At 37.3% G+C, this 26,263-nt stretch carries 24 protein-coding genes; 4 read left to right on the top strand and 20 right to left on the bottom strand.

Annotated elements, in window-relative coordinates:
- The first annotated feature begins 10 nt into the window (after positions 1 to 10).
- Both LC418_RS12675 and LC418_RS12670 read left to right on the top strand, forming a co-directional pair.
- Positions 11 to 490 carry a hypothetical protein gene (locus LC418_RS12675; RefSeq protein ID WP_223559382.1) on the top strand — a complete coding sequence of 160 codons (480 nt, stop codon included), beginning with the start codon at positions 11 to 13 and terminating at the stop codon, positions 488 to 490.
- Positions 491 to 526: 36 nt separating this feature from the next.
- A complete protein-coding gene (locus LC418_RS12670) occupies positions 527 to 907 on the top strand; it encodes a DUF7079 family protein (RefSeq protein ID WP_111957995.1) in 381 nt (126 codons plus the stop codon).
- Positions 908 to 953: 46 nt separating this feature from the next.
- Here LC418_RS12670 and uvrA read toward each other — a convergent pair whose 3' ends face one another.
- From uvrA to LC418_RS12645, 5 genes are all read right to left on the bottom strand, one after another.
- A complete protein-coding gene (gene uvrA / locus LC418_RS12665; protein WP_223559381.1) occupies positions 954 to 3,785 on the bottom strand; it encodes an excinuclease ABC subunit UvrA in 2,832 nt (943 codons plus the stop codon).
- A 261-nt stretch (positions 3,786 to 4,046) separates the two neighbouring features.
- Complete coding sequence (locus tag LC418_RS12660; protein ID WP_111957999.1) at positions 4,047 to 4,976, bottom strand: DUF3829 domain-containing protein; 930 nt, start codon at positions 4,974 to 4,976, stop codon at positions 4,047 to 4,049.
- Positions 4,977 to 5,003: 27 nt separating this feature from the next.
- A complete protein-coding gene (locus LC418_RS12655; protein ID WP_223559380.1) occupies positions 5,004 to 6,887 on the bottom strand; it encodes a type VI secretion system baseplate subunit TssF in 1,884 nt (627 codons plus the stop codon).
- A gap of 25 nt (positions 6,888 to 6,912) precedes the next feature.
- Complete coding sequence (locus LC418_RS12650; RefSeq protein WP_111958003.1) at positions 6,913 to 7,353, bottom strand: GPW/gp25 family protein; 441 nt, start codon at positions 7,351 to 7,353, stop codon at positions 6,913 to 6,915.
- Between the two features lie 163 nt (positions 7,354 to 7,516).
- On the bottom strand, positions 7,517 to 8,932 hold the full coding sequence (locus LC418_RS12645; RefSeq protein WP_111958005.1) for an APC family permease: 1,416 nt from the start codon (positions 8,930 to 8,932) through the stop codon (positions 7,517 to 7,519).
- 143 nt (positions 8,933 to 9,075) lie between these two features.
- Here LC418_RS12645 and LC418_RS12640 point away from each other — a divergent pair, with 143 nt between their 5' ends.
- Entirely contained in the window at positions 9,076 to 9,585 is a 510-nt protein-coding gene (locus tag LC418_RS12640) for a DUF4920 domain-containing protein (RefSeq protein ID WP_111958007.1), read from the top strand.
- Between the two features lie 81 nt (positions 9,586 to 9,666).
- Here LC418_RS12640 and LC418_RS12635 read toward each other — a convergent pair whose 3' ends face one another.
- Positions 9,667 to 10,776 (bottom strand): M14 family zinc carboxypeptidase, encoded by a 1,110-nt coding sequence (locus LC418_RS12635; protein WP_223559379.1) that lies wholly within the window; start codon positions 10,774 to 10,776, stop codon positions 9,667 to 9,669.
- Between the two features lie 840 nt (positions 10,777 to 11,616).
- On the opposite strand from LC418_RS12635, the gene LC418_RS12630 reads away from it, so the two are divergent.
- A complete protein-coding gene (locus tag LC418_RS12630) occupies positions 11,617 to 12,153 on the top strand; it encodes a helix-turn-helix transcriptional regulator (RefSeq protein ID WP_223559378.1) in 537 nt (178 codons plus the stop codon).
- Positions 12,154 to 12,211: 58 nt separating this feature from the next.
- On the opposite strand, the gene LC418_RS12625 is transcribed toward LC418_RS12630, so the two are convergent.
- From LC418_RS12625 to LC418_RS12560, 14 genes are all read right to left on the bottom strand, one after another.
- Positions 12,212 to 13,231, bottom strand: coding sequence for a T9SS type A sorting domain-containing protein (locus tag LC418_RS12625; protein ID WP_223559377.1), 1,020 nt, complete (start codon positions 13,229 to 13,231; stop codon positions 12,212 to 12,214).
- Between the two features lie 225 nt (positions 13,232 to 13,456).
- Complete coding sequence (locus LC418_RS12620) at positions 13,457 to 14,623, bottom strand: proline dehydrogenase family protein (RefSeq protein ID WP_223559376.1); 1,167 nt, start codon at positions 14,621 to 14,623, stop codon at positions 13,457 to 13,459.
- Positions 14,624 to 14,687: 64 nt separating this feature from the next.
- Positions 14,688 to 15,617: a UbiA family prenyltransferase gene (locus tag LC418_RS12615; protein ID WP_223559375.1), complete on the bottom strand. Its 930-nt coding sequence runs from the start codon at positions 15,615 to 15,617 to the stop codon at positions 14,688 to 14,690.
- A 10-nt stretch (positions 15,618 to 15,627) separates the two neighbouring features.
- Positions 15,628 to 16,554: a mevalonate kinase family protein gene (locus LC418_RS12610; RefSeq protein ID WP_111958398.1), complete on the bottom strand. Its 927-nt coding sequence runs from the start codon at positions 16,552 to 16,554 to the stop codon at positions 15,628 to 15,630.
- A gap of 205 nt (positions 16,555 to 16,759) precedes the next feature.
- Entirely contained in the window at positions 16,760 to 18,250 is a 1,491-nt protein-coding gene (locus LC418_RS12605; RefSeq protein ID WP_111958019.1) for an MFS transporter, read from the bottom strand.
- A 106-nt stretch (positions 18,251 to 18,356) separates the two neighbouring features.
- Positions 18,357 to 19,535, bottom strand: a complete 1,179-nt coding sequence (locus LC418_RS12600) for an acetyl-CoA C-acyltransferase (protein ID WP_223559374.1) — start codon at positions 19,533 to 19,535, stop codon at positions 18,357 to 18,359.
- Between the two features lie 56 nt (positions 19,536 to 19,591).
- Entirely contained in the window at positions 19,592 to 20,005 is a 414-nt protein-coding gene (locus LC418_RS12595) for a hypothetical protein (RefSeq protein ID WP_223559373.1), read from the bottom strand.
- A complete protein-coding gene (locus LC418_RS12590; protein ID WP_223559372.1) occupies positions 20,002 to 20,406 on the bottom strand; it encodes a hypothetical protein in 405 nt (134 codons plus the stop codon). Before LC418_RS12590 ends, LC418_RS12595 begins: the two co-directional genes overlap by 4 nt.
- Positions 20,407 to 20,555: 149 nt before the next feature.
- A complete protein-coding gene (locus LC418_RS12585; protein ID WP_223559371.1) occupies positions 20,556 to 21,647 on the bottom strand; it encodes a hypothetical protein in 1,092 nt (363 codons plus the stop codon).
- 85 nt (positions 21,648 to 21,732) lie between these two features.
- Complete coding sequence (locus tag LC418_RS12580; RefSeq protein ID WP_223559370.1) at positions 21,733 to 22,449, bottom strand: hypothetical protein; 717 nt, start codon at positions 22,447 to 22,449, stop codon at positions 21,733 to 21,735.
- Positions 22,415 to 22,969 (bottom strand): RNA polymerase sigma factor, encoded by a 555-nt coding sequence (locus LC418_RS12575; RefSeq protein WP_111958047.1) that lies wholly within the window; start codon positions 22,967 to 22,969, stop codon positions 22,415 to 22,417. The genes LC418_RS12580 and LC418_RS12575 overlap by 35 nt, the downstream gene beginning before the upstream one ends.
- Positions 22,970 to 23,085: 116 nt before the next feature.
- Entirely contained in the window at positions 23,086 to 24,468 is a 1,383-nt protein-coding gene (locus LC418_RS12570) for a nucleoside permease (protein WP_111958049.1), read from the bottom strand.
- A 20-nt stretch (positions 24,469 to 24,488) separates the two neighbouring features.
- A complete protein-coding gene (locus tag LC418_RS12565; RefSeq protein WP_111958051.1) occupies positions 24,489 to 25,088 on the bottom strand; it encodes a bifunctional nuclease family protein in 600 nt (199 codons plus the stop codon).
- A gap of 189 nt (positions 25,089 to 25,277) precedes the next feature.
- Positions 25,278 to 26,225, bottom strand: coding sequence for an electron transfer flavoprotein subunit alpha/FixB family protein (locus LC418_RS12560; protein ID WP_223559369.1), 948 nt, complete (start codon positions 26,223 to 26,225; stop codon positions 25,278 to 25,280).
- Positions 26,226 to 26,263 lie beyond the last annotated feature (38 nt).

Genomic DNA, 26,263 nt, shown 5'->3' with positions numbered 1-26,263 from the left:
TAATATTAAAATGATCACACCAAAAGGAGCCCAGGTCGGGCAATTCGAACCAGCGAAAAAATCACTGATATCCAATGGCCTTCTTTCCGGGCAGGACGAGATGGCCAATTACAACAAGGGCGTATGCCATGATGTGGTAGCTTATGCCTTGTACATGAGAGGTGCAGCCATATCTCCGGATGAACTTGTACAGTTCCGTGCACAGGGATGGCTCAATAAATTCAACTATCCTGCAGGCGATAAGTGGGATGGTTATGCTATAATTCCCAAAGGAAAAGCCATCGGTTTTTACAGGCTAAGAGATAAAACGTGGTTCCATTCGGCGGTCACTACCGGAAACGGTGCGGAGATCAGATCCGTGAACGGATTTTCACTGGGTACGGCATGGTCTGTTCCTGTAGACATGAAATGGGTTCTGGGTAAAAAGAATGAAGACGGAACCTTCAACTACGACGGTACAAAAATAGAAGTTTATATATCCTCTCTATAATTGATTTGATCAATCCATCTATCAAAGGAATTGTCAATGCTAAAACCTGTTAATATTGAAGAGCGAAAACCTGTATGGATCGCTCTATCTGATTTTTATCTGGATACAGAACTTCAGGATTTTAATTTTCAATATATTGTTAAAACAATTCTGGAAAGTCCATATTCTTTTGACGATGTGAAAACCATTAATATATATGAAGTCTTTCCTGTTTTACAGCCCAATCTGTTACAGGCAGCAGGTGAATGGGCCGGATTTAATGAAAAATGGCTGCTGGAAGCCATTACAGATTACCTTAAAACAAAAACCGTTTCTGATAACGCAATGATCAGCACCAATTATAAAAAATATGCTTGGATGCAGGAAGACTATTGGCAGAAGCTTGAAAGCATTTACAACGAAATGCAGGAGAAATAAAAAAGCCACAACAAGTATTATGGCTTTTTATATTTAATTTTAATTATTATTCTAATTCTCTTTTTAGAAACTTACCGGTCAAACTCTTCTTAGATTTCACAATCTCTTCAGGAGTTCCCTGAGCTACGATCTGGCCACCGTGTTTTCCTCCTTCCGGTCCTACATCGATAATATGGTCTGCCAATTTGATCACATCCATATTATGTTCGATGATGATGAATGAGTTTCCTAATTCTACCAGCTGGTTAATGGCATCCATCAGGATCTTTACATCTTCAAAGTGAAGCCCCGTCGTCGGCTCATCTAAAATATACAATGTATTTCCAGTCTGTCTTTTCGAAAGTTCTGTAGCCAACTTGATACGCTGTGCCTCTCCTCCTGAAAGTGTTGTCGACTGCTGTCCCAGTGTAATATATCCTAATCCTACATCCTGAAGGGTTTTTACTTTAGCAAAAATCTTAGGGATCGGTTGGAAGAAATCTACCGCTTCACCAATCGTCATATCCAGAACGTCGGAAATAGATTTTCCTTTGTAACGTACTTCCAGGGTTTCTCTGTTGAAACGTTTTCCATTACAGGTTTCACAATGTACGTATACATCGGGAAGAAAGTTCATTTCAATTACTTTCAGCCCACCACCCTGGCAGGTTTCGCATCTTCCGCCTTTTACATTGAATGAGAATCTTCCCGGCTTATAACCACGGATTTTACTCTCCGGAAGTTCAGCAAAAAGGTTTCTGATATCTGTAAACATTCCTGTGTAGGTTGCAGGGTTTGATCGCGGAGTTCTTCCGATCGGAGTCTGGTCTACGTCTACAATTTTATCAATATGATCAAGCCCTTCAATCTTTTTGTATGGAAGAGGCTCCTGAACGGCTCTGTAAAAATGTTTGTTCAGGATCGGATATAAGGTTCCGTTGATCAGGGAAGATTTTCCGCTACCTGAAATTCCTGTTACTACAACCAGTTTTCCTAACGGAATATCCAGGGTAACATTTTTAAGGTTATTTCCAGTAGCTCCTTTTAACAGTATATTTTTACCATTCCCAGCTCTTCTTTCCGCAGGAACTGCTATCTTTCTTTTTCCGTTGATATAATCTGCCGTAATGGTATCTGCTTTCAACAGGTCTTTCGGTTTTCCCTGCCAGAGTATTTCTCCACCAAATTTTCCGGCTCTCGGACCAATATCCAATACCTCATCGGCCTCCAGGATCATATCTTTATCATGCTCTACAACAATGACGGAGTTCCCAATATCTCTAAGGTTTTTCAATGAATTGATCAGTCTCTCATTATCTCTCTGGTGAAGCCCAATACTTGGTTCATCCAGAATATACAGAACATTCACAAGTTGTGACCCGATCTGCGTGGCAAGACGTATCCTCTGGGATTCTCCGCCTGAAAGGGTTTTAGAGCTTCTGCTTAAGCTCAGATAATCCAAACCTACATCCAGAAGGAACTGAAGTCTTGTTTCAATCTCTTTTAAGATTTCGTAGGCAATGATTTTATGTTTTTCTGAGAATTTATCTTTAACGTCGGATAGCCATTCTTTTAAATCGGATAAGCTTAAAGCATTTACCTCAGCGATATTCTTTCCGTCTATTTTAAAGCTTAAGCTTGCAGGCTGAAGACGGGTTCCGCCGCATTCCGGACAGGTTTCTTCAGTGGTAAAATGTCTTTCCAGCAATACTGCCTCGTAAGATTCTCTTTCTTCAATGATCTCTTCCATAAAAGTGATCAGACCATCGAAGCTTATTTTTATCTTTTTGGTAATCCCTGCGTATTTCAGATCTTTATTAAATTCCTTATGGCATCCGTTGTAGATATAGTCCAAAGCCTCGTCCGGAATATCCTTCATAGGTGTTGCCATGCCCAATCCGAAGATCTCAAGGATATTTTTGATCTGTGAGAGTATCCATTTGTTGGATTTAATATCTTCCAGCGGCAACAGTCCGCCCTGGTTAATGGAAAGTTTAGGGTTTTCAATAAAGTAATCTGTATTGATCTTTTTGATAGTCCCCAAACCTTTACATTCCGGACAGCTTCCTTTCGGAGAGTTAAAAGAGAATGTATTGGGTTCCGGAAGTGCCAGTGAATGTCCTGTTTCAGCATCCATCAGATTTTTCGAAAAATATTCTATATCTGTGCCTCCCAGTTTCTGGATTCCGATGATCCCTTCGCCCATCTCAATTGCGGTACGCAGGGATTTTTCCATTCTGGATTCGGAAGCATTTTCACCGATGATCCATCGGTCGATCACAATGTCTATATCGTGGGTTTTATAACGGTCCAGCTTCAGATCATATTCTATATCCTGCAGCTCACCGTCAATCCTTGCCTGACCGTAGCCTTTTTTTGCCATCTGTACAAAAAGCTCATGGTAATGGCCTTTTCTGGAACGTACTACAGGCGCAAGAAGCATTATTTTTTCGCCTTTATAATTTTCCTTGATTGTGTCCAAGATCTGGTCTTCCGTATAGCTTACCAACCTTTTTCCACTGGAAAGAGAGTATGCATCGGAAACTCTTGCATATAACAAGCGTAGATAATCATACAGCTCAGTTACGGTTCCTACGGTAGACCTTGGGTTTTTATTGGTAGTTTTCTGCTCGATGGCAATTACGGGAGAAAGACCTTCTATCTTATCTACATCCGGTCGTTCCAGACCGCCCAGAAACTGGCGCGCATATGCCGAAAATGTTTCGATATAACGACGTTGCCCTTCGGCAAAGATGGTATCAAAAGCCAAAGATGATTTCCCACTGCCGGAAAGCCCGGTAATTACTACCAGCTCGTTGCGAGGAATCTTTACATTAATATTTTTAAGATTGTGTTCACGTGCTCCGTAAACTTCTATATATTCTGTTGATTTACTCATAATTTGGGGTGATCCTGCCTGAAAATCACAATGTGCAAAATTACGGAATTTTATGGAATTGTATGAACCTGAAAGATTTTATTAAACTTTAATTTTAGTTAAATTTTTAAGCTTCTGAAATGATTAATTCTTCATGAATTTCGTTCGTGAAATTTTGTTTATGCTCTGCGTGATACTGCTGATATTAACTATACTCCTATTCCCGCAAATAAAAAAGACTGATACATTGCATCAGTCTTCTGTTATAGGTTCATACCTTTTTTATTTCACAAATGAATTGTAGGAGTTCAGTACAGATTCGTAGGAGGAATCGATCTGCTGAATATCGCTGTCTGAAATTTTTCCAGTGCCTTTAGCATCACGAATCAGTTTTCGGTAAGTATCCAAAAAGCTGGACGCACTTTTATTAAAGCTTTCAAACAATGTTTTTTTGTAAGAATACTGCGGATCTTTCACATTGAATTCTAATTTTGAATTGGCTTCTACTGCTTTGGCAAGCTCATCATATTTTTTCTGAGCCTCCGCTTCGTTGAATTTTCCTGAATACTGCTTATCCAGTACATCAATATTAGAGTCCAGGGAGTTCATTACGCTTTTGGAAGAGATGATATACTCTTTCATAGGATGGTCTTTCAGAACCACTTCTTCTGCCGCATCTGTTGCAGGTTTGATCTTCGCCACTACATTTTCTCCCGAGGTAAATAAAGCCTGGGCTTCGGTTTCAATATCCTTTGTTATGGCATCTGCTTTTGCTCCTTTGTCATCTTTATAGTCTTCAGAATTCATATAGGATTTAAGCTCTTCGAACTTTTTCTCTATACTTTCCTTTTTAGCTTTATAGGTATTGAAGTCGGCTTCTATTGCTGCCTTGTCTTTTCCAAAACCTGACGGTATTTCTTTGATCTTGCTGAATGAGTAATCCATAGAACCTATTACGGGCATTATCATAGCATTTCCGCCTTTTGCTTTCGCTACAGCTCCATCTGCATATCTCAGAATACTTTCTATATGTTTGGATGTATTCTTATAAGAATCCAAAAAGTTGTTATTGAAATCGATGATAGCATTCGCTTCGTCAGCACCACCAAGGTTCAAAACGGATTTACCCAGTTTACTGACGTCTTTTTTACAGCTGATCACACTGACTGATGTGAAGGTCAGGGCCATAGCAAGGACAATAATCTTTCTCATATTTTATAGTTTAAGTTTAGTTGTGATTTATATTTCGTCAAGATCAATATCTTCATTGCTTATTTTTACTACATATTCGATTCCGTCAATCGCTTTCGAAATGATTTGATTTCTAAGGATATTGGCCATATTTTCCCAGTAGGCCCTTCCATAGAATGAATAATTCTGAGGAATGATTTCTATTTCAACGGTTCTTACAAAACCTTCTTTTGGGCGGTTGCTGATCATGGTTCCTCTTCTTACCCTTACTTCTTTTACCTCATCTTTCAGGACCATTCTGCAGTAGTTTTTAACATCTTCGAGAGAAATGATCTTGTCTCTTGTGGTTAAGGCGTATCTGTAAGCCTGAATACTGTCTGTTCCTTTCTGTTCTTCAGAACCGCCTATAGTTTCTGTGAGAAGTACAACAGTCTGTGATTTTAACTGATTAGAAAGTTCTGTTCCGGGACGCATATGGTTGGCCAGTGTGCAGTGTGTCACCCAGAATGAGGCATATGTATGGTCTGTTTTTTCTACAGGCTCCATAATGACGTAATTCAGTTCCTGTCTGATATTTCTCTTCGCATTGTTCACTTTCTGAACCATCGTCTTCATTTTATCTGACATTTCACTTAGCACTCCTTTGACATTATCCCTGTTTAACAGTGAAAATGCAGCAATTTCATCTCTTGTCAGTTCCAGAACATTGGCGATCATATCTACGGCATTTCTATTGGTGAAACGCTCCATTCCGCCTTTTCTTACTGTATACAATCCTTTTTTAAGATCATCGGCAGGAGTAAAAGGAATCTCAGTATATTTTCTTCCGTCTCCATCCTGAACTTCATCCACATACAGGAAATGTTCGCCTTCGTCTGTAACGAGAGGAATATTGTTTCCCATGATATCCAGGCTGTATTCTGTCTTCTTCCAGCCTCTGTTGTAAATAGGGAAAGCATTCATTACAAATGAAAAATTATCTAAGATCTCCGCAGAAAACTGCGGCGGGAATTCAAAGGTAAGCCACAAATAGCGTTTGTCTCCGATCTGCTTTCTGATCTCTTCTTTTTCGTTGAGAAAGTCTAAATTTTGTGGCAATACGCCAGGCTCCGAAAAGAGGCTGCTTGAAAGTCCGGTGATCTCTATGAATTTATGACGGTAAATACTTTTAATATCTTCAATAACTTTATTCCGGATCGACTGTTCTCTGAACATCTGCTCGTATCCATCCTGCTGGCTGTTCGTAAGATAACTCAATCCCTCTCTTACAAACAAAGGATTCCCATTACTGGTAACGGTAATATAAGGAAGCAGCTTGTAGACGAAATCTATATGCTCAAAAGCAGGATTGGAACAGAATACGCTGATGTATTTGGGGAAATTTTCAGTGGCATATCGGCTTACATCCACTCCTATCGTAATCTTTCTGTAGTCCTCAGGTTTTCCCTGGAATCTTGCAACCGGTATTTTATTCAACCTGTCATCTACACTATAGCAGGTATTTCCTACAAACATTATTGCCGTCTGTATTTTATTAATTCTTACATTTCCTACGGGTGTAAAAGGAATATTAAGCTGTTTATCCGATTCTGATTTTACCGTTGATGTCATCTGCTTGCGGAAAAAGAATTCGGTATGTTCCAGTAGGACTTCCGAAGATTCGTAAGGCAACGTAAAGGCAACCGCATGGGCCGGAATCGGATGGGTATAGATGGATGGTGTCAGAAGTTTTGCCAGTTTCTCAAGGATTCTTGCATTTACTGTCTGAATCTCGTTATTAGCCTTAAAAACTTCTGTACTGAATGCGTCTATCAGTAGTTTTACAAAAGGGTCCAGAGACTGCGGGCTTTTCAGTCCCCACACTTTGGTGGCGTTCTGAAGCATTCTTGCCTTTACAGATTCTTTGGAATATATATTTTGATCTAAGTTCATAATTTTTTCTTGCTTTTAAAAACAATTAGTCAATAGACATCGGGCTTAAAAATAATTCTGTAGAAAAACTGAAACGCTCTCCTGTTGCCTCCATTTTTGCATTGATGGCAATTCTTACTTTCTTTTTGATCTCTGTATGTTCTTTGGTATCGTAGCTGTGCTCTACAAATTGGATGTGGGCATCAATCTGCGGGTTCACGATGCGGGGCTCATATTCCTGAATCTGCCTTCTGAGGCTTTTAATGAAAACGCTCTCCCAAACGGCACTGGTGACTCCATTGTCGAATTCCAGATTCCATACGTCGTTTCCATAATTGTCATCATATCTGTTTTCGCCTTTTTTAGTAGTGATCAGCAGCATGATATTGTGCGCAATGCTTTCGCCCATGTCGCAGATATCAATACTTCCTCCTTCAGTCATGAGTGTTGAAGGCACGAAAGGCATTCTGTAATTTGGTGTGTCCATAGTCAGCTTCTTATTTTACATAGTCTAGTTTTCTTAAAAAGAACTACCAAAATACACATTTTCATGAAATAAATATGAAAAGAAATCAAAAATCTCATTGAAAAAAGGGCTTCCAAACGAATTTGAGAGCCCTGATATATTATAGAAACGGTTGAATCTTAACCTATTGATCTGTCTGCTTTTTCCTGTTGATGAAATAATACACAGGAAGTCCCAGGAGCACCATTAAAAATCCGGGCCATGTATATTGCTGTTTGTAAATCAGGAGAAGTACACAAAACCCTGTTCCTATCAAGAGATAGATAATAGGCGTTACAGGGTAAAGCCATGTTTTATAAGGTCTTTCAAGATCCGGCTTTTTGATTCTTAAATAAATAACTCCGAAAACCGTAATCATGTAGAACAGAACGATCACAAAGGAGATCATGTCCAGAAGATTACCATACTGTCCGCTAAGGCATAGCACCGAAGCCCATATTCCCTGCATCCATAAAGCATTTTCCGGAACTTCATTTTTATTATTTTTCTCTGCAGATTTAAAAAACATTCCGTCTTTTGCCATAGTCTGAAACACTCGGGCTCCAGCCAGAATCAGCCCGTTGTCACACCCGAAGGTAGAAACCATTACAAGAACTGCTATAATGATGGTGCCTGCACTTCCGAAAATATTCTGTGAGGCTGCCACCGCAACCCTGTCATTGGCTGCAAAAGCAATACTGTCCCTGTCCAAAGCATTCAGGTATACATAATTGACTGCCAGATAAAGGATCATCACTGCAGAAGTTCCATAGATCATTGATTTGACAATATTTCTCTTAGGATTTTCAACTTCTCCGGAAACGAAAGTTACACTTTCCCAGGCTACTGAACTGAAAACAGATCCTACCATGGCTGCTGCGATGCCTCCGAGCAGGGTCATTCCACTAATTGGTTCCCAGCCTTCTTTTAGAAAATTACCGCTTATATCTTTTTTAAGGTTATTAAATGAATCAAAACCCAGGCTGAAATTTTCAGCTAAATGCGAAAAATCAACTAGAATAAATCCAACAGCAATTAAGCCCAGTAAAGCAATGATTTTTGAACCCGTAAATACATTCTGAAGCAACTTTCCGCTCTGTACACCTCTTGTATTAATATAAGTAAGTAAAAGGATAACGGCTATTGCCAGAATCTGTATCCACGTGATTTTGAATTCTCCACTCTGGAAAAGAGGAGCTGCATCATTCAGTGACGGAACCAGATAAGCGGTGAATTTACCGAAAGCCATTGCTACTGCCGCAATGGTTCCTGTCTGGATTACCGTAAACAGGCCCCAGCCGTACAGAAATCCCATCTTTTTCCCAAAGATCTCTTTGAGATAGGTATACTGCCCACCAGCTTTTGGAAACAGCGCAGAAAGCTCTCCATAGCTGATTGCCGCTGCTACAGTCATCACTCCGGTAATGATCCAGACTACGATCAGCCAGAAACCGGATCCCAGGTTCCGCATCATATCGGCACTTACAATAAAAATTCCGCTTCCGATCATAGATCCCATTACCAACATAATGGCGTCCCAGAGTTTCAGTTTTTTCTGCATAGTCAAGTATAGACATCAAATATAAACAAATCTGAGATTGATTTTGATATTTGTTGAAAATTTACTGCATCACCTGCTTTTTATCAAGTTTTTATCGAATTGTTATTCAATTTTAATTAGTACTTTTGGAAAAAATATTAAAAATGAAATTCAAGGCTATATTATTTGCAGCAGCTGTAAGTATTTCTACTTTAGCTTTTGCACAGGAGACATCACAGAAAAAGTCTGGACCACCGGAAGGAAGTGCTATTGTAGGTGACGCATATGGAGCCGGAGTAACTTCAGAGTCTAAGGCCATCACAGTTGATAAACTGAGCAAAAAACTTAAGAAAGACAATAAAAAAGTTGAAAACGTAGCAGTTAAAGGAAAAGTAACTGATGTATGTGAGAAAAAAGGATGCTGGCTTACCATCCAGACTGAAGATAATTCTCAGTTTTTCGTAAAAATGAAAGATTATGCATTCTTTGTTCCAACAGCTTTAAAAGGTAAAAATGTTGTATTGGAGGGTACTGCAGAAAGAAAAGTAACTTCAGTAGACGAACAGAAACATTATGCTGAAGATGCTAAGAAACCTCAGGCTGAAATTGATGCCATCACGACTCCTAAAGAAGAGATCAGGTTCGTAGCCAATGGAATTAAAGTGGTAAACTAATCCTATATATACTATCAAAAACGTCCTCAGGAAGTAATACTTTTTGAGGACGTTTTTATTTTATGAAAATCTTAAGCTTTTCTAATCTTCTATTGTAAATTCTACAGGCGCATCCAGTTTCGGATATTTGGTAGCAGATACAAATCTTTTCCCTGTACAATCTATTTCCAGCCAGCCTTTTCTTTTTTTCACATCTCCCACTTCCATCACAAAAGGTACAAATGATATTTCATCCTTACCTTCTTCCATAATTTCGCGGTACTGAACTGCAACATCCAAAATGCATTCATGGTCTGTATTCAGCTTTACATTTCTGTAAATAATATCATAATGTGTTTCCTGGTTTTCGGGAATTTCAAGATATTTTTCCCACCCTTCTGTATCCGAATTCAGCTCACTGATTGCTTTTAAAGCATAATATAAAGCAACCGTATAGTATTTTCTGGTTCCTTTTCTTGTATAATCATCTACGAAATGTCCGCCCTCAAATAAAATAGTAGGCATTCCGGCCTTAATGAAGTTGTCGCCTGTAGAGGTAGGATAAAACTCATCAGAATATCTGCCGATCTGATTCGGAATTAATTCTTTTAAATGATCATACATTCTTCCAATTACAGCCATGCATTTCTTCCTGTTATCCGTTATCGTACGTTCTTCATTTTCAGAGGGAGCCAAAAAAGAAAGCGTTGCCGGATGTATTCCGTCTGTCGTAAAAATAGTCCTCTGTTCATGTAGGTTTAATGCATAATCATATTTTTTTGAGGCCACTATTTTTTTAAGGAATTTAATTTCCGTACTCGATTCATTATGAAAATCTCTATTCAGGTCAATATCTGCAGCATTTAGTCTTGTCCATCTTTCTGAGCCGTCAGGATTGAGCATAAAAATAAAATCCAGCCTGATTTTACTGAAAAGATCTTGCTTCATTTCGGGATTCTTATCCAAAGTTTCCAAAAGGTCAAGCATGGCATGGCTGGCATTGGATTCATTTCCGTGCATCTGTGACCATGCAAGAACATTAATAGTTCCCGTTCCTATGCTTAACTGATAAATAGGCTTGTCTAAATAGGATCTTCCAATCTCCTGAATATAATCGCTGAGATTGGCCTGTAAGTAAGAAAATAATTTTTCAGGAGAAATATAGCGGTTTGAGAAATTAGGATTCGGAGAATAGAGCTGTTCAAAATTCATTATAAATAATTTACAAGAGTCAAATTTAATGATTTTTAGGCAAAAAATACTAGTTAACATTTGTAACTTAATTAAACAATGACAACTGCCATTTTGTCTGTGGATAAAATTGTTAATTGAAAACATGATACTTATAATTATGTAAAATATTTAAATTCAACAACTTATAAAGCTTATATCAATTACATTTAGAATCTTACTTTAAGTGAATAAAAGCCTATTAATCAGTAAATAGGCATAATATTGCTAAACAAAATTAATGTGGAAAACTTCGTTAATTAAATACATATACAAATGTAAATTGTTGTTTTTTTTGTATTTATCAAAGAAATTCAATCTAAATTTAACTATCATATGACCTTCATTACTCTTATCAGAAAATAAGGATTTATTAGTAAACAAAGTTTTAATATATTTATCCATAAAATACTATTAATAAGTTACTTACGATTATAATTTACGTTTGTATACAGCAAATAAAGATCTTTTACTGCTTAAAATCTTTTATTTCTCAGTAAATATGCTTTACTTCTGAATATATTTTAAAACACTACTAATCATTGATTTAGCATATAATTAATAGACAACACCTGAATATTGGAGACCCAACAAAACAGAAGGTTTCAAAGTAATTAATCAAGGAAATTTATCAGCTTAAAATGGTGTTTACTTTGTTAAATAGAGTTATAGTGGAAAGAGAATTATTATAAACAGCTCTATTTAAGCTTATTATATCCATTTACATATGTATATTTATAAAATTAAACTTCGTTTACTTATGTAATTTGCATATGTGAATTTTATTATTTACATTTGTAACATAATTGACAACTTATTTTTATGAGTTTAAACGAAAGAATTTCAAAAGTTATTGAGTATTCCAACCTCAGCCCTTCCGAGTTTGCAGATGAGATCGATGTACAGCGTTCTTCCATTTCGCATATCACTTCCGGAAGAAACAAGCCGTCTCTGGAATTTATTATAAAGATAAAGTCAAGCTTCCCGGAAATCCTTTGGGACTGGCTGGTTACGGGTGAAGGTGAAATGCTGAAATCCGAATTACCGGAAGTAAAATCTGCTTCAGAAGAAAAACCGGAAGATGAAAAAGGGAAACCCACTCCGCTACCCGATCTGTTTACGATGATGAAGGATGATGAAGATTTCGGAGCTGAAGAGGAATCTGACACTCTGAAAGAGAGCCCACGAGAATCGTTTATACCACCCCCATATAAGACTCAGGAAAATTTATCCAATTCTCAGCGATTAGAAAATACTAATGATAAAATATTAAGCCAAGTTATTGGTAATCAAGAAAATAAGATAAAAAGGATTGTACTCTTTTATGAAAATGGAAAATTTGAAAGTTTTGAGCCATAAAAAACCCGGTCAAAGAAAATGGCCGGGATAAAAAATAGTTGAAGAAGAAAACTAAAGCTTACTGCTTTATTAGTTTTGTAATTTTTGTATGTCCACCTTCATTCTTGATCTTCAGAATATAATTTCCTTTTGGCAAATCTGAAACACTATACTCTTCGGAACCTTTCAAGGTCCTTACTATTTTTCCGGAAACATCAATAATTTCTACACTGCTTATTCTGAACCTTTCAGGATTATTGATTCTGAAATGGTCTTTTATCGGATTAGGATATACCTGGATCCTGTTGTCATACTGCATGGTTTCCTGTGTACCTAGCGTAGTCGCTGTAAATGTAATAACAAACGGCATATCTAAAGGGACATCAGGAGCTGAAGTAGGGTTTCCGGCATCAACTAGAGAAGTCCACGTTCCTAAAATGGCATCAAATTGTTTAGCATTAAAGGCAGGAAGTCCCCGGCTTCCAACAATCGTAACCGGTGGTAAAAAGCCTGCATTAGCCATCACCACATTCTGCAGCTGGTACTTTATCCAGTATGTTCCGGCTCCCAGAGTAACAGGGGTATTGGCTGTTATTTTCCATATTTTTCTAGTGGTACCAGGAACTGCTGCAGCAGGTACGACAGTATTTCCAGTTCTATACATGGTAGCATCTACTCCTGCAGAAAACCTGTTGGTAGTATCATCTCCAAATACACTTGTTGCTCCTGCTACGGAAGGGTCAGAATTGAATATGTTTACTCTTACTGTATTAAAAGGAGCCGTAGTTCCTGCATAATTCGTCTGATAGGCAAAAAAATCTATGGTTGTAATCTGCCACGAACTTCCGGCGGGAACAGTAAAATCATCAGCAAGAAAAAAACTTGCCGCGGCTGAGCTGGATGTTCCGCCCAAACCAAGGCTGGTATTGGACTCTGTAGTATTTCCTGTATTATTCTGAAGTTCAGACCATGTGTATCCGGCAGGTGCTGCTGTTCCGCTTTTAGAAGTAGCTCCGGTACTTAAACCTCCGTTATTATAGGTTTGTGCTATGCCAAAATTAGCTGCTATAAAGGCAGCAATGAGTAATGCTTTTTTCATAATATTAGTTTTTAATGGTTTCAATCAAATATAACAAATAACAATGAATAAAACAATATATATTAAATATTTTTATTATATAATTAATAGATATGTAAATATTGTAAATTATAAATAATATTAAACTGAGGAAACTTATAATAGATACAATTCTTTTTCACATGCATATAGCAAATTAAAAAGACCTGCAGTTTCTGCAGGTCTTTTTGTATATTTTATAAAATATTATTTCTTTCTTCTTTCCAATTCTTTCTTGATGAGACCTAGTTCTCTTCCGGTTTGTCCGGCTACAGAAGTGTTTTCTCTGGCTCTTCTTGTAAGATAAGGCACAACATCCTTTACTGGACCGTATGGAAGGTATTTAGCTACATTATAGCCTTTATCTGAAAGATAGAAGGTAATATTATCGCTCATTCCGTAAAGCTGTCCAAAGTAGATGTGAGGATTTCCATTTTCAAGCGCCTTGGATTTCATTTTATCCATAACCAATTCAGATGAGATCTCATTATGAGTTCCAAAGAATGCAGATACTTTATCCAGATGATTCATTACAAAATCAATTCCGGCATTATAATTCTTGTCTGAAGCCTCCTTATTAGGCTGTATAGGATCCGGATATCCTTTTTCTTCCGCTCTGGCTCTTTCCTTTTCCATATAGGCGCCACGCACAATCTTATATCCTATGAAATAGTTCTTTTCTCTGGCTTTCTGAAGATGAGCTTCCATATACTCCAGCCTTCCGGTTCTGTACATCTGGATGGTATTCCAAACAATTGGCTTTTCCCGGTTGTATTTCTCCATCATTTCTTCACAAAGCTGGTCTGCTGCATCCTGCATCCAGGTCTCTTCAGCATCTACCATTACTTTTTTGTCATGCTCATGGCAAAGACCGCATACCTCATCAAATCTTCTTACAACTCTTTTCCATTCTTCTTTCTGACTTGAAGTAAGTTCAGCTCCACTTCCTACCGCTTCATACAGGTCAATTCTTCCAAAAGCAGTCGGTTTGAATACAATAAAAGGAATAGCAGGATTTCCCACAGAAAATCTAATGATATCTTTGATCTCTTTACATACTGCATCAAAGGTTTCCTCATCCTCTTTACCTTCTATAGAGTAATCGAAAATACTTCCCACTCCTCTTTTGAAAAGCTGTTTTACCGCCTTCATACTTTCCTCACGGGTCTCGCCACCACAGAACTGTTCAAACAAAGTACTTTTTACAATTCCGGTCACGAAAGGAAAATTATTGTGAACCGTAAAATTAAGAACAGAAGTTCCAAGACTGGTAAGAGCGGGCTGTTCAATCATTTTAAACATCCAGTACGCCTTTCTCAATTGTGCATCAGACTTGTCTGCAAATGCTACTTTAGTATCGTTAAAAATGGGCATTCCTTTTTATTAAATTTAGTTTTGCAAAGGTAATAATAACCTCAGTTTATTTAAAGAAAATTTTCTAGAATTTGCTTTCGATTCCGTTCAGGAGCATTGCCATAATTCCTACAAAAACCCAAAATCTTAATATATTGAGTGTGAATAACTTACTCCTTCTGGTAGATTTAAGCAAAAGGTAAATACAGAAGATCATTACAAATAAACCTCCGGTAAAGTAATATGCCATAAAACCTGATATCCCTGTTTTGGTGATTAGTTTCATGGAAACGGCCATTGTGGTAATCAACAGGGAAATGATTATGATCTGGGTATTTTTATTTTTAAAATAGTTGGGAATGGTTGTATATCCGAATGCTTTGTCTACACTTTTTGTAAGCATATCTTTCACAATATCGATACACAGAAGGATCAGAAAAAGGAAAATAGCCATCAGCAATACCTTTTTGGAAAAGGTTTCGTAATACACCATCATTCCGAAAAAAGGATAAAGAGTTAGGCTTACAAAAGTAAGATTGTTAATGATCAGTAACCGGCTTAATTTATGACTGTAAAACCACATGAAGAACTGGTATACAAGAAAAAAAACAAAAACCTTATGGGAAATCATCCATGCGACCCCAAGAGAAATCGCTGTCAGAGCAAGGTAAGCATACAAAAAATATTTCTGCTTGATAAAGCTTTGGATTCTGGTCCGGAACGGTTTTACCACATGGTCTTTTTCCAGGTCATAAAACTGATTGATGATTCCACCCGCCAGAATAGTTATAACGGTGCAGAAAATAATACCGTGTACCTTAAAATCGAAGACAAATTTACTAAACGTTTCATCCTGATTGAAGAGAAAAAAAGTAGATACATACAGGGCAAATGTAAGGAGTGCCGCAACAAAAAACCGGGCACCGATCAGAAAACCCACGAATTGTGATAATCTGTAAAATATAGATTTAGAGATATAGTTTTTAGATTGGAAAGTTTCTTTTTCAGAATTCATTCCAGCCTGTTTAAAATCTGTAAATCACTTCTTTTTGGAAGCCTTCAAGCATTTTTTCTGCTTTTGCATAATCTTTAGTGAAACCCAGGATATATCCGCCACCGCCGCTTCCGCAAAGTTTCAGATAATAGGCATTAGAATCGAGTCCTTTTTTCCAGATGTTGAAAATACTTTCAGGAATCATCGGACGGAAATGTTCATATGCCCAATAGGAAAGCTTTTTCAGGTTCCTGAAGAAAGGATTCATGTCTTTTTTAAGGAAAGATTCAATGCATGCGTTGTTGTAACGGATGAATTCTTCTTTCAATGTTTTTCGGAAACCTTCAGTTTTCATTTTTTCAAAGAAAATCTGTATCATAGGCCCTGTTTCTCCTGTAATGCCGCTGTCGATAAGAAATATGGCTCCTTTTCCAGCTTCCCCTTCCGGGATGGAAACTCTATCGAGGTTTTCTTTATTCTCGATAAGGATCGGAAGGTTCATATAGCAGATCAGAGGGTCCATTCCTGAACTTTTACCATGGAAATAGCTTTCCATTTCTCCAAAAACGGTTTTTAATTTTTTCAGATTGTCTTTTGAGATTTGTTCAGGATCCAACTTATTGAGCGCATATTTTTCAAAAATAGCAGCTACCAAAGCTCCTGAACTTCCTACGCCGTATCCCTGGGGAATATTGGAATCGAAGAAAAGTCCGGATTCAATATCATTTTTAAAGCTTTCGATATCTAATTTAAAATCATCAGAAAGGTCAAGCGTTGCAAGGAAATCAGAGTATTTCTGCAGATGTTTGTTCGATTTAAGTTCAAATTCAGAACTCAAATCTGAGAATTTCAGGGTTCCTTTATAGAAACTGTAAGGTACTACAAGCCCCTGGGAGTCTTCAATCATCCCATATTCTCCAAAGAGAATTATTTTTGCATAAAATAGAGGGTTCGTCATTTTGACAATAAATCTTTTTGCAAAGTTAAAATTATTCCGCTGAATATAAGCAAAACTTAAGCCGAATTCCAATTTATTTAAGCAGAAAACGTTTTTCAGGCTTTTCTCACTACAAAGAGCGGAAAACCATTTTATCCGCAGACAGCAAAAAAGCCTGAAAGATCAGGCTTTTATGATAGTTTAATTAATTTTTATTGATAGTTGGTTATAAAGTATCTCTTTCTTTCCGCATATTAACTTTAAGAAACCGGATCAGAACAAGTCCTGCCGCGAAAAATAAAGTCATCGAAAGGGCTGCAATGCGCATATTATTAAAATGTTCAATCAGTGTTGCAAAGATGAATGTTCCGATAATGATCGCAATTTTTTCCAATACATCATAGAAGCTGAAATATGTAGTATTTTCCATAGAGTCTTCAGGCAGAAGCTTTGAATAGGTTGATCTTGACATAGCCTGAAGTCCACCCATTACCAATCCTACTACTGCTGCCACTCCATAGAACTGATATTCTACCGTAGGATTTTCTTTGTTCAGGAAATAAGCCCAAAGACACGCAACAATCCAAAGTACGATAGCGATAGAAATCACGTTTCTGTTTCCTATTTTTCTTGATAACCTGGAGAATATGACTGCTCCGATAATCGCTTCGATTTGAATAACCAAAAGGGTTCCTATCAGTTTATCCTGAGCCAGGTTGATTTCACTTTTTCCAAATAACGTAGCCATCAGGAAAATAGTCTGCATTCCGACACTGTAAAAAAAGAAGCTGGAAAGGAAGAATTTTAGGTTTCTATCCTTAAACAATACTCCACCCACTTTGAAAAGCTCATGAAAACTTTCTTTGGCAATGTCTTTATAAAAGCTCATATTGTCTTTAAGAACCTCAAAGAAACCACCCTGTTCTTCATGTTTTTTAAAGATATTCTTATAATTTAAAAGGACAAGATCTTTAGGCAGTTTTTCTTTAACATCTCCAAACTGAGGAAGATGTTTGAAAGTATACTGGGAAAAACCAAACCACCATGCACCGGTCAACAGGAAGCTTATTCTTGTAAATAAAAGCTGCTGTGCCGCTCCTTTTGCAAAAACCTGAATAAGTACCAGACAGATCACCACAAGAACGACAGAGCCTATATATCCGTAAACATATCCTCTTGCAGACAGCGCATCCTGTTTATCCCGGGTTGCAATATCGGGCAAAAATGAATTATAAAATACCAAACTTCCCCAGAACCCGACACTCGCCGTAATACTGAATAGAAGGCCTAAAAATACATTATGCATTCCCGTAAACATAGCCAATCCCATACATGAAGTTGCCCCAAGATAACAGAAAAACTGAAGGAATGATTTTTTGTTTCCGATAGTATCCGCTAATGAGGATAGGAACGGAGAAAGCAGCACTACAATAAAAAACGATATGGTCAGTGAATATCCGTACACAGCATCCGGCTGGTATTCTTCTCCGAAAATCTTTATCATATGCCTTACCGGAACATCAATCCATGATTTTGTTTCTTCCACATACTCCTTTTTCTCATAAGCAGTTGTCAGTATGGAATAGTAAATAGGAAAAATAGTAGAGGTAATAACCAATGAGTAAACAGAGTTCGCCCAGTCGTATACAGCCCAGGCTTTCATAATCCTTGGATTATTCTTTATGTTTTGAGGCTGTTGATTCTCAATTTCAGACATTTCAAATAAATATTAGTAGCACAAAAATAGAAAAACCATTAAGAAATCGATTAGAATTTAGAAAAATTATCGATTCCTTAATGGTAAAATATTCTTCGAGAGAATATTACATATTTTCAATCACGATAGCAGAAGCTCCTCCACCACCGTTACAGATAGCTGCAGCACCGTATTTTGCATTATTCTGCTTCAATACATTGATCAGTGTTACGATGATTCTGGATCCTGAACTTCCCAGCGGATGTCCAATGGCTACTGCTCCACCGTTTACGTTTACTTTGGATGCATCCAGACCTAGAATTTTGTTGTTGGCAAGACCTACTACAGAGAATGCTTCATTAAATTCAAAGAAATCAATATCAGAAATTTTTAAACCTGCTTTTTTAAGAGCAATTGGTAAAGCCTTTGCAGGAGCAGTCGTGAAGTTTTCAGGCTCCTGAGCTGCATCAGCATAGGAAACGATTCGTGCTAGAGGCTTTAAGCCTAATTCTTCCATTTTTTCTTTAGAAACAAGGATTAAGGCAGAAGCACCATCATTTAATGTAGACGCATTGGCAGCGGTTACTGTTCCTTCTTCTTTCTTGAATACGGTAGGAAGCGTTGCAATTCTGTCAAAATTTACTGCTTTATACTCTTCATCTTCAGAAAAAATTACCGGATCTCCTTTTCTCTGAGGAATTTCAACAGGAACCACTTCTTCAGTAAATTTTCCTTCGCTCCATGCTTTTGCTGATCTTTTGTAAGATTCTATAGCAAAATTATCCTGATCTTCTCTTGAAATACTGTAATCTACAGCACATTTCTCTGCACAAACTCCCATATGCACTTTATTGTACACGTCTGTAAGGCCATCCAGCACCATTCCGTCCTGCATTTTGATATCGCCTAATTTAGTGGCAACTCTTGCATTATAGTAGTGTGGAACCAGCGACATATTCTCCATACCTCCGGCAACAATTACTTCTGCATCACCTGCCTTGATTGCCTGCGCTGCCATAGTTACTGCTTTCATTCCAGAAGCACATACTTTATTGACTGTAGTAGAAGGGGTCTCAACAGACAGCCCTGCACCCAAAGCTACCTGACGGGCAGGGGCCTGGCCTTCTCCTGCCTGCAGTACATTTCCCATATAGATCTCCTGAACATTCTTAGGATCAAGACCGATTTTATTTAATGCTCCTTTTACAGCAGCAGATCCCAGCTTTGTAGCAGGAACGGTTGAAAGGCTTCCCATAAAACTCCCGATAGGTGTTCTTACTGCGGAAACGATGAATACTTCTTTCATGTGTATTATATTTACTTTTTTTAACAAATGCTGCATTCCGACTGCATTATACTATTCTATTTTTTTGCTTTTATATAAATAACCTCATATTGGCTATTTTCAATTTTGGAATGTATTTTCAGGGCGTTATCCTGAGTTTCTACAATTTTATTGCTGAAAACATCTCCTATACGGATACGGCCATCATTGACTGTCTTATCCAGCACGATCGCTTTATAATTGCAGTCGTCCACAAAAACCAGTGAGGATTTTATGTAGTCTTTACCATTATTGAAATATTCGGTCTGAATATTATCTTTAATGGTCATATACCAGATTCCCTCGGGATAATTCGGGCGAAGGAATTTCCCTTCTCTTATATTTTTACATTTAGCCGGCTGATCCGGCTTGTCAAATGTTGTCTTTTGAGACTTAGCCTGAGAAAATATCAACATCAATAAAGCTGCTGATCCTAATTTTAAATGCTTCATATTTGTGTCCGTTGATTTATTTTTTTATTTCCTGCAGCGAAAACCATAAGGAAAGCGCCTAAAAATTCTATAACCCAGCCCCATTTCAGCTTTACAACTCCTGCAAAAGCTTCTCTCCATGATTTGAACGGCAGAAAGCTGAAGTATTCCAGAGACTGCATCTTTACGGCAACGAGTGTAAATGCAAATAACAGAATCAGCAACACTCCAAAGAACCTTACTACTTTCATACTGTTATTGACAATACCAAAAACTGCACATGCGGCAAAGATCCAGCATGCAATAGCCAGATAATGATCCAGTTTCCAGTAATTCCAGTTTCCAATAATGGGAACATGAACAAGAGGAAGAAAACTACCCGCCACCACTAATAATAATCCTAATAACTGAATATTTTTCATATTTACTAAAGTGCCAAAATACAAAAAAAAACACACTTTTAAACAGTGTGCTTTAAAAACGGATGATTCCTTTACAAACATTTGTTAGCCTCAATAAAAATTGATTTAAATTAAATTATCTTTAATAAATATCCGGTTTTATTACTGAATTAGAAAATGATATTTACGAATTCTATGCCGAGCTGAACTCCATATTTATTCTTCAGAATAGCCCTGTCATTGAATACGGGTGTAAAATCTTTCTGAACAAATACTTTAAGACCTCCATAACTGATTCCGAATTTTCCACCGACGATAAAATCGTTCACTCCATGCATTATTCTTTCTCTTTCTACAATCCTTCTGGAGTTTTCATTTGAATATTTTATGTAATTCACACTTCCCACTTTCACACCGCCATAAATCCCCATTACCAGGCTCAGTTGTCTTTTTTTGTTATCAAGATACTGAACCCCGTCATATTCTGTATATTTTGGATTCAATACAAATCTTAAATCTACAGGAATGTATAGGTATGTAATGTTGAATTGGGTTTTCTTTAAATTCCCCCTGTCAAAATCATCTACGAACAAAGCGTTGTCTTTCTGCTTAAAAACTCTTCCGTATTTGGGAACATACTGGTCGAATCTGACTCCTAAACCAACCCGGTAAAATACAGGGCTTTTAAAGCCCCCGATCTGGTCCTCATATCTGATTGCCATTTCTGAAGAGTTGATGATGGTGTTCCTGGTATCAGAATCTTTATTATAAAAGTTAAAAGGTTCATTTTTTGAGGTCAGGCCTGCTCCCATTATACTGCCGGATAATTCTACCGTCTGTAAGGACTGTTTTGGATTTTTTGTCCCCTTTTGCCCCAATTTCATATTAAGACCATTAAATCCCAGCCACATTTCGTTTTTATTTGTACTGTCCCGATCCATAAAAACAGCATTTCTAACCATTTCTGTTGTCGCAGCCTGCAGTTCGTTTTGCTGGGCATCTACTTTTTCATTAATAGTTTGTTGATATTTTGAAGCAATTTCGGAGCGTTTTCTCTTCTTTTCCTCCGTTGTGATTTTATTATCTTTAAAATCTTTATCAACGATGTCCAGCTCTGCATTCATTTTGGATTTCTCTGAAACCACAATGCTGTCAATTTTTTTCGAATAGAGTTTAATCTGCAGATTCATATCCGGTTTTTCCTGAGCCGCACTGTATGTAAAAGCCATTACAGCAGCCATAAAGATCAACTTTGTTCTCATATTTATTTTATTAATTTTTAAACAATATTTTAGCTCTGTCCCTGTTTCAGGCCAGTATTATTTGGATTTTATAAAAAATTCAGTTTTATTTGGATTCCAGATAGACCGTTACTCCCAAAACGGTTACATTGCCTACATTCGGAACAATATTATCAAATTTGAAAGCTCCTAATTTACGTTCATCTTTACTGGCTTTTTCCCGGGCTTTATCAAATTCTCTGCCCAAAAGAAGTTCATCAGGATTGATATAGTTTGATTTTGATTTCTTGACTTCTGCAAGTACTGGAGGATTTGGCATCACAGTATTCTCCGCTTTTTCATTGTTAATGATATTATTTTCCGGTTGAATAACTATATTTTGCTCTTCTTTATGTTCGGCAATCTGAGTATCGTTCGATCTTCTTTCTTTTTTTGGAATTAATGCATGATCAGAACTAAATTTTTCCAGATTTTTGTTTACAATTTTCACTGTATTCTCCCGGATAGGCTCATTCGAAATAAGTCTTTGATCTTCCAAGCCTGCATTTATAGGATTTACTGTCTTTTTAAGAGTTTTTTTAACAATATAATCTGTTTGTTTACTCTCAAATTTTGTTTTATAATTGTTATAATAAATAAATGTTCCTGCAGAAATAAAGAGCAATACAGCAGCAGCATACTTCCACCACTTAAAAGACCGGTTTAACGGCATATCAGGTATATTATCCAACTTCTGGTCTAATTTATCCCAAAGATCTTCAGAAGGCTTAATTTCGAGTCTTTCGTAGTCAGACTTTAACTGTTTCAGTATCTCTTTTTTCATTTTCTTCTGCTTTTAAAAATTCTGTAAGCCATTTTTTAGCTTTGCTTAGCTGGCTTTTACTTGTTCCCTCTGAAATATTCAGCATTTTTGCGATTTCCTGATGTTTTTTTTCTTCAAAAACATATAAATTGAAGATCAGCCTATACCCTGCCGGCATCTTTAAAAATATTTCTTCAATATTGATTTCTTCCAGCCGTTCATTTATATCTTCATCAGAATACTCGTCTGCAATTTCTATATCGGCATAAAGAATATTCCTGTTCTTCCTGACAAAACTGATAGAATCATTGACAACAATTTTTCTCAGCCAAAATGGAAAGCTTTTCCAATCTCTACATTCGTCTAGCTTGGTAAAGCATTTCATAAACGCGCTGATCAGGATATCTTCTGCATCATGAAGATTATTCGTATAAGAATTTGATATGGCAAGCATTTTAGCCGAAAACATTTCGTAAAGAGCCTTTTGGGCCATCCGGTCCTGTTTTTTAGCCAGTAAAAAATTCTTTTCGAGGTTCTCCATGTATCGGTTTTCTAACTATAAGACGGAATTTATTCTAAAAGGTTGCCTGAAAATAAAAAAATTGCACTTTCTTTCAAAAAGTGCAATTTAATATTTTAATAATCAGATCAGTAGAATTAGTGTTTTACTGAAGAAACTTCTTCCGGATTGTGTTTATGTCTGAATAAAACAGCAAAGAAAATGGCCAGGATCAATGCATAAATTGCAAATGAGAGCCATATATTCTGCCAGTCTTTTACCATGACTACAGATGAAAGCGTTCCGTCAGCATTCACTGCTGAATTGAAGCTGTTTTTAAGGATTTCCAGGAAAGTAGGATTATCTGCTGTTGTGTCAAGATAAGCAGATAAATCTGAAGCATTCGTAAATTTGTGCGTGAAAAATTTATCGATAGCCCAACCTGCAATATAGCTTCCGAAAAGAGCACCAAAACCATTGGTCATCATCATAAATAATCCCTGAGCAGATGATCTTATCTTTTTATCAGTCGTTGTTTCTACGAAAAGAGAACCGGAAATATTAAAGAAGTCAAATGCCATTCCGTATACGATGCATGAAAAAATGATCAGTGAAAGCCCAAATCCATCAGGAACACCATAAGCAAAGAATCCGAATCTAAGCACCCAGGCCAACATAGACATCAACATTACTTTTTTAATTCCAAATTTTCTTAGAAAAAATGGGATTGCCAAAATAAATAGTGTTTCCGAGACCTGCGAAATCGACATGATAATCGTAGACCTCTGTACTACAAATGAGTCTGCATATTTGGGGAAGTGTGAAAATTCACTTAAGAATACATCTCCGTAAGCGTTAGTTAGCTGAAGTGCTGCTCCCAAAAGCATTGAAAACAAAAAGAACAAGGCCATTTTATAGCTTCCGAAAAGCTTAAATGCATTAAGGCCTAATTGTTCAGATAATGGAGCATTTTTATCAATCAGCTTCTGAGGCGGACATTTTGGTAAAGTCAGAGCATAGATTCCTAGAAATATCGCAATAGCTCCGCCAATATAAAACTGTCCTTCTGTAGCCTTGTTTCCTGTAAGATTGGTAATCCACATCGCTACAATAAACCCGATAGTTCCCCACACCCGGATAGGCGGAAAATCTCTCACGACATCCAGATTACTGTTTTTCAGGATCGTGTAAGAAATAGAGTTTGCCAGGGCAATGGTAGGCATATAAAAGCACATCGCCAGAAGCATTAGCCAAAAGAAAGAATTAGGATCTGCGGAATGAGGCAATACAAAAAGGATAACCCCATAAAGGATATGCAGTACAGAAAATATACGTTCTGCATTCACCCAGCGGTCGGCAATAATCCCGGTAATGGTCGGCATAAAAATAGAAGCTATTCCCATGGTTCCGAAAACGGCTCCAAACTGGGTTCCGTCCCAGTGTTTTGTACCGAACCAAAAATTAGCCATCGTAATCAGCCATGCTCCCCAAACAAAAAACTGAAGAAAGCTGAGGATGGTAAGTCGTAATTTTAAATTCATAGTTTAGTATAAGTGTTCTTTTAATCAATTCTCTTTTTCCTCCTTTTAATTTCTTCCTGAATTTCCAGAGCAGTATCAAAATCTTCTTCCTTTACGGCTTCATCCAGTAATTTTTGCAGCTCTTCCATAGATACCGCTTTTAAATTATCTTCAGACTGCTCGGTTTCGGAGAACGGCTGTTCTTCTTTTGAAACATCTTCCAGCTCAAGAAGAATTCCCGCTTCATTAAGAACCTGCTGAGTGGTAAAAATAGGGGCGTCAAATCTTACGGCCATTGCTACTGCATCAGAAGTTCTTGCATCCAGGATCAGCTCTTCGTTATTAGCTTTATTTTTGAAATTAATATTAGAAAAAAATACGCCGTCTACGATCTGGTAAATAATCACTGAAACCAATTCATAATGGGCAGAAACTATAAATTTTGTGAATAAATCATGGGTAAGCGGACGGGGCGGATGGATGTCTTTTTCCAGTCCCAGCGAAATAGACTGAGCCTCGAAATTTCCTATAACAACAGGTAATTTTATATGTGATTCTTCATGTTCCAATAACAAAGCGTAAGCCCCCGATTGGGTCTGGCTGTACGATATTCCGCGAATAATTAGCTGCTTATAATCCATAGCTACAAATATAAATTAATTTTTTATTGTAGGTTTCACTTTTAGACAAAAATAAAAGCCCGGAAGCCGAGCTTTTATGCTATTGTTGATAAGTGTCAAAAGTCAATAGTGAATTTTGCTTCGCAAGTGAATTAATTTATCTGAAAAAATTGACAAGCGTAGCGTATTGACTATTAACCATTCACTATTCTATCCTTTAATTGCTTTAATTTTCTCTGTTAATGCAGGAATAATCTGGAATGCATCTCCTACTACTCCATAATCCGCAGACTTAAAGAATGGTGCTTCAGCATCATTATTAATAACTACGATGGTTTTAGAAGAGTTTACCCCGGCTAAGTGCTGAATAGCTCCGGAAATACCTACTGCAATATAAAGATTAGGTGAAATTGCTTTTCCTGTCTGTCCTACGTGCTCTGTGTGAGGTCTCCATCCGATATCAGAAACCGGCTTGGAACATGCAGTAGCAGCCCCAAGAACATTAGCAAGATCTTCAATCATTCCCCAGTTTTCAGGACCTTTCATTCCTCTTCCTGCAGAAACTACCACCTCTGCTTCTTTAAGGTCTAATTTCCCTGAGCTCTGCTCGTGAGAGATCACTTTAGTATCTTCATTAGCTACTGATAGATTCTTAACTTCTTCTGATCCTGATACAGCGCTTTCTTTTACACCGAAAGCATTTTGAGAAACTGTGATGATCACCCCATTTCCTTCAGCTTTTGCATGCATAAACCCTTTTCCTGAAAAAGCTTTTCTTTTTACCTGGAACGGGGAAAGGCTTTCAGGAGCTTCAAGTACATTGGTAATCAAAGAATAATTCTTCATTACTGCAAGCATAGGAGCGATAGAAGAAGCATCTGTAGTGTGAGGGAAAACGATAGTGTTTCCGTCTGCCACTTCACTTACAGCCTGAGCGAATGCCTTTGCTGAAAAGCTTTTAAGACCTTCATCTTTTACATTGATAACGTTTGATGCTCCATATTTGTACAATAAATCTGAAGAATCTGTTGGGTTTACAGAGATTGCCGTAACGGTATCTCCCGCCTGGTCTGCAACTGCTTTAGCATAAGAAACGGCTTCAAAAGCTGCTTTTTTGTAAACTCCATTTATATTTTCTGCGTATACGAATACTGCCATTTTTTTAAAATTTAAAGATTAAAAAATTTAAGGATTAA

The sequence above is a fragment of the Chryseobacterium lathyri genome (genome assembly GCF_019970085.1).
In the GTDB taxonomy this organism is placed as follows: domain Bacteria; phylum Bacteroidota; class Bacteroidia; order Flavobacteriales; family Weeksellaceae; genus Chryseobacterium; species Chryseobacterium lathyri.
The sequence above is the reverse complement of the archived record's forward strand: the minus strand, read 5'-3'. Positions and strand labels throughout refer to the sequence as shown.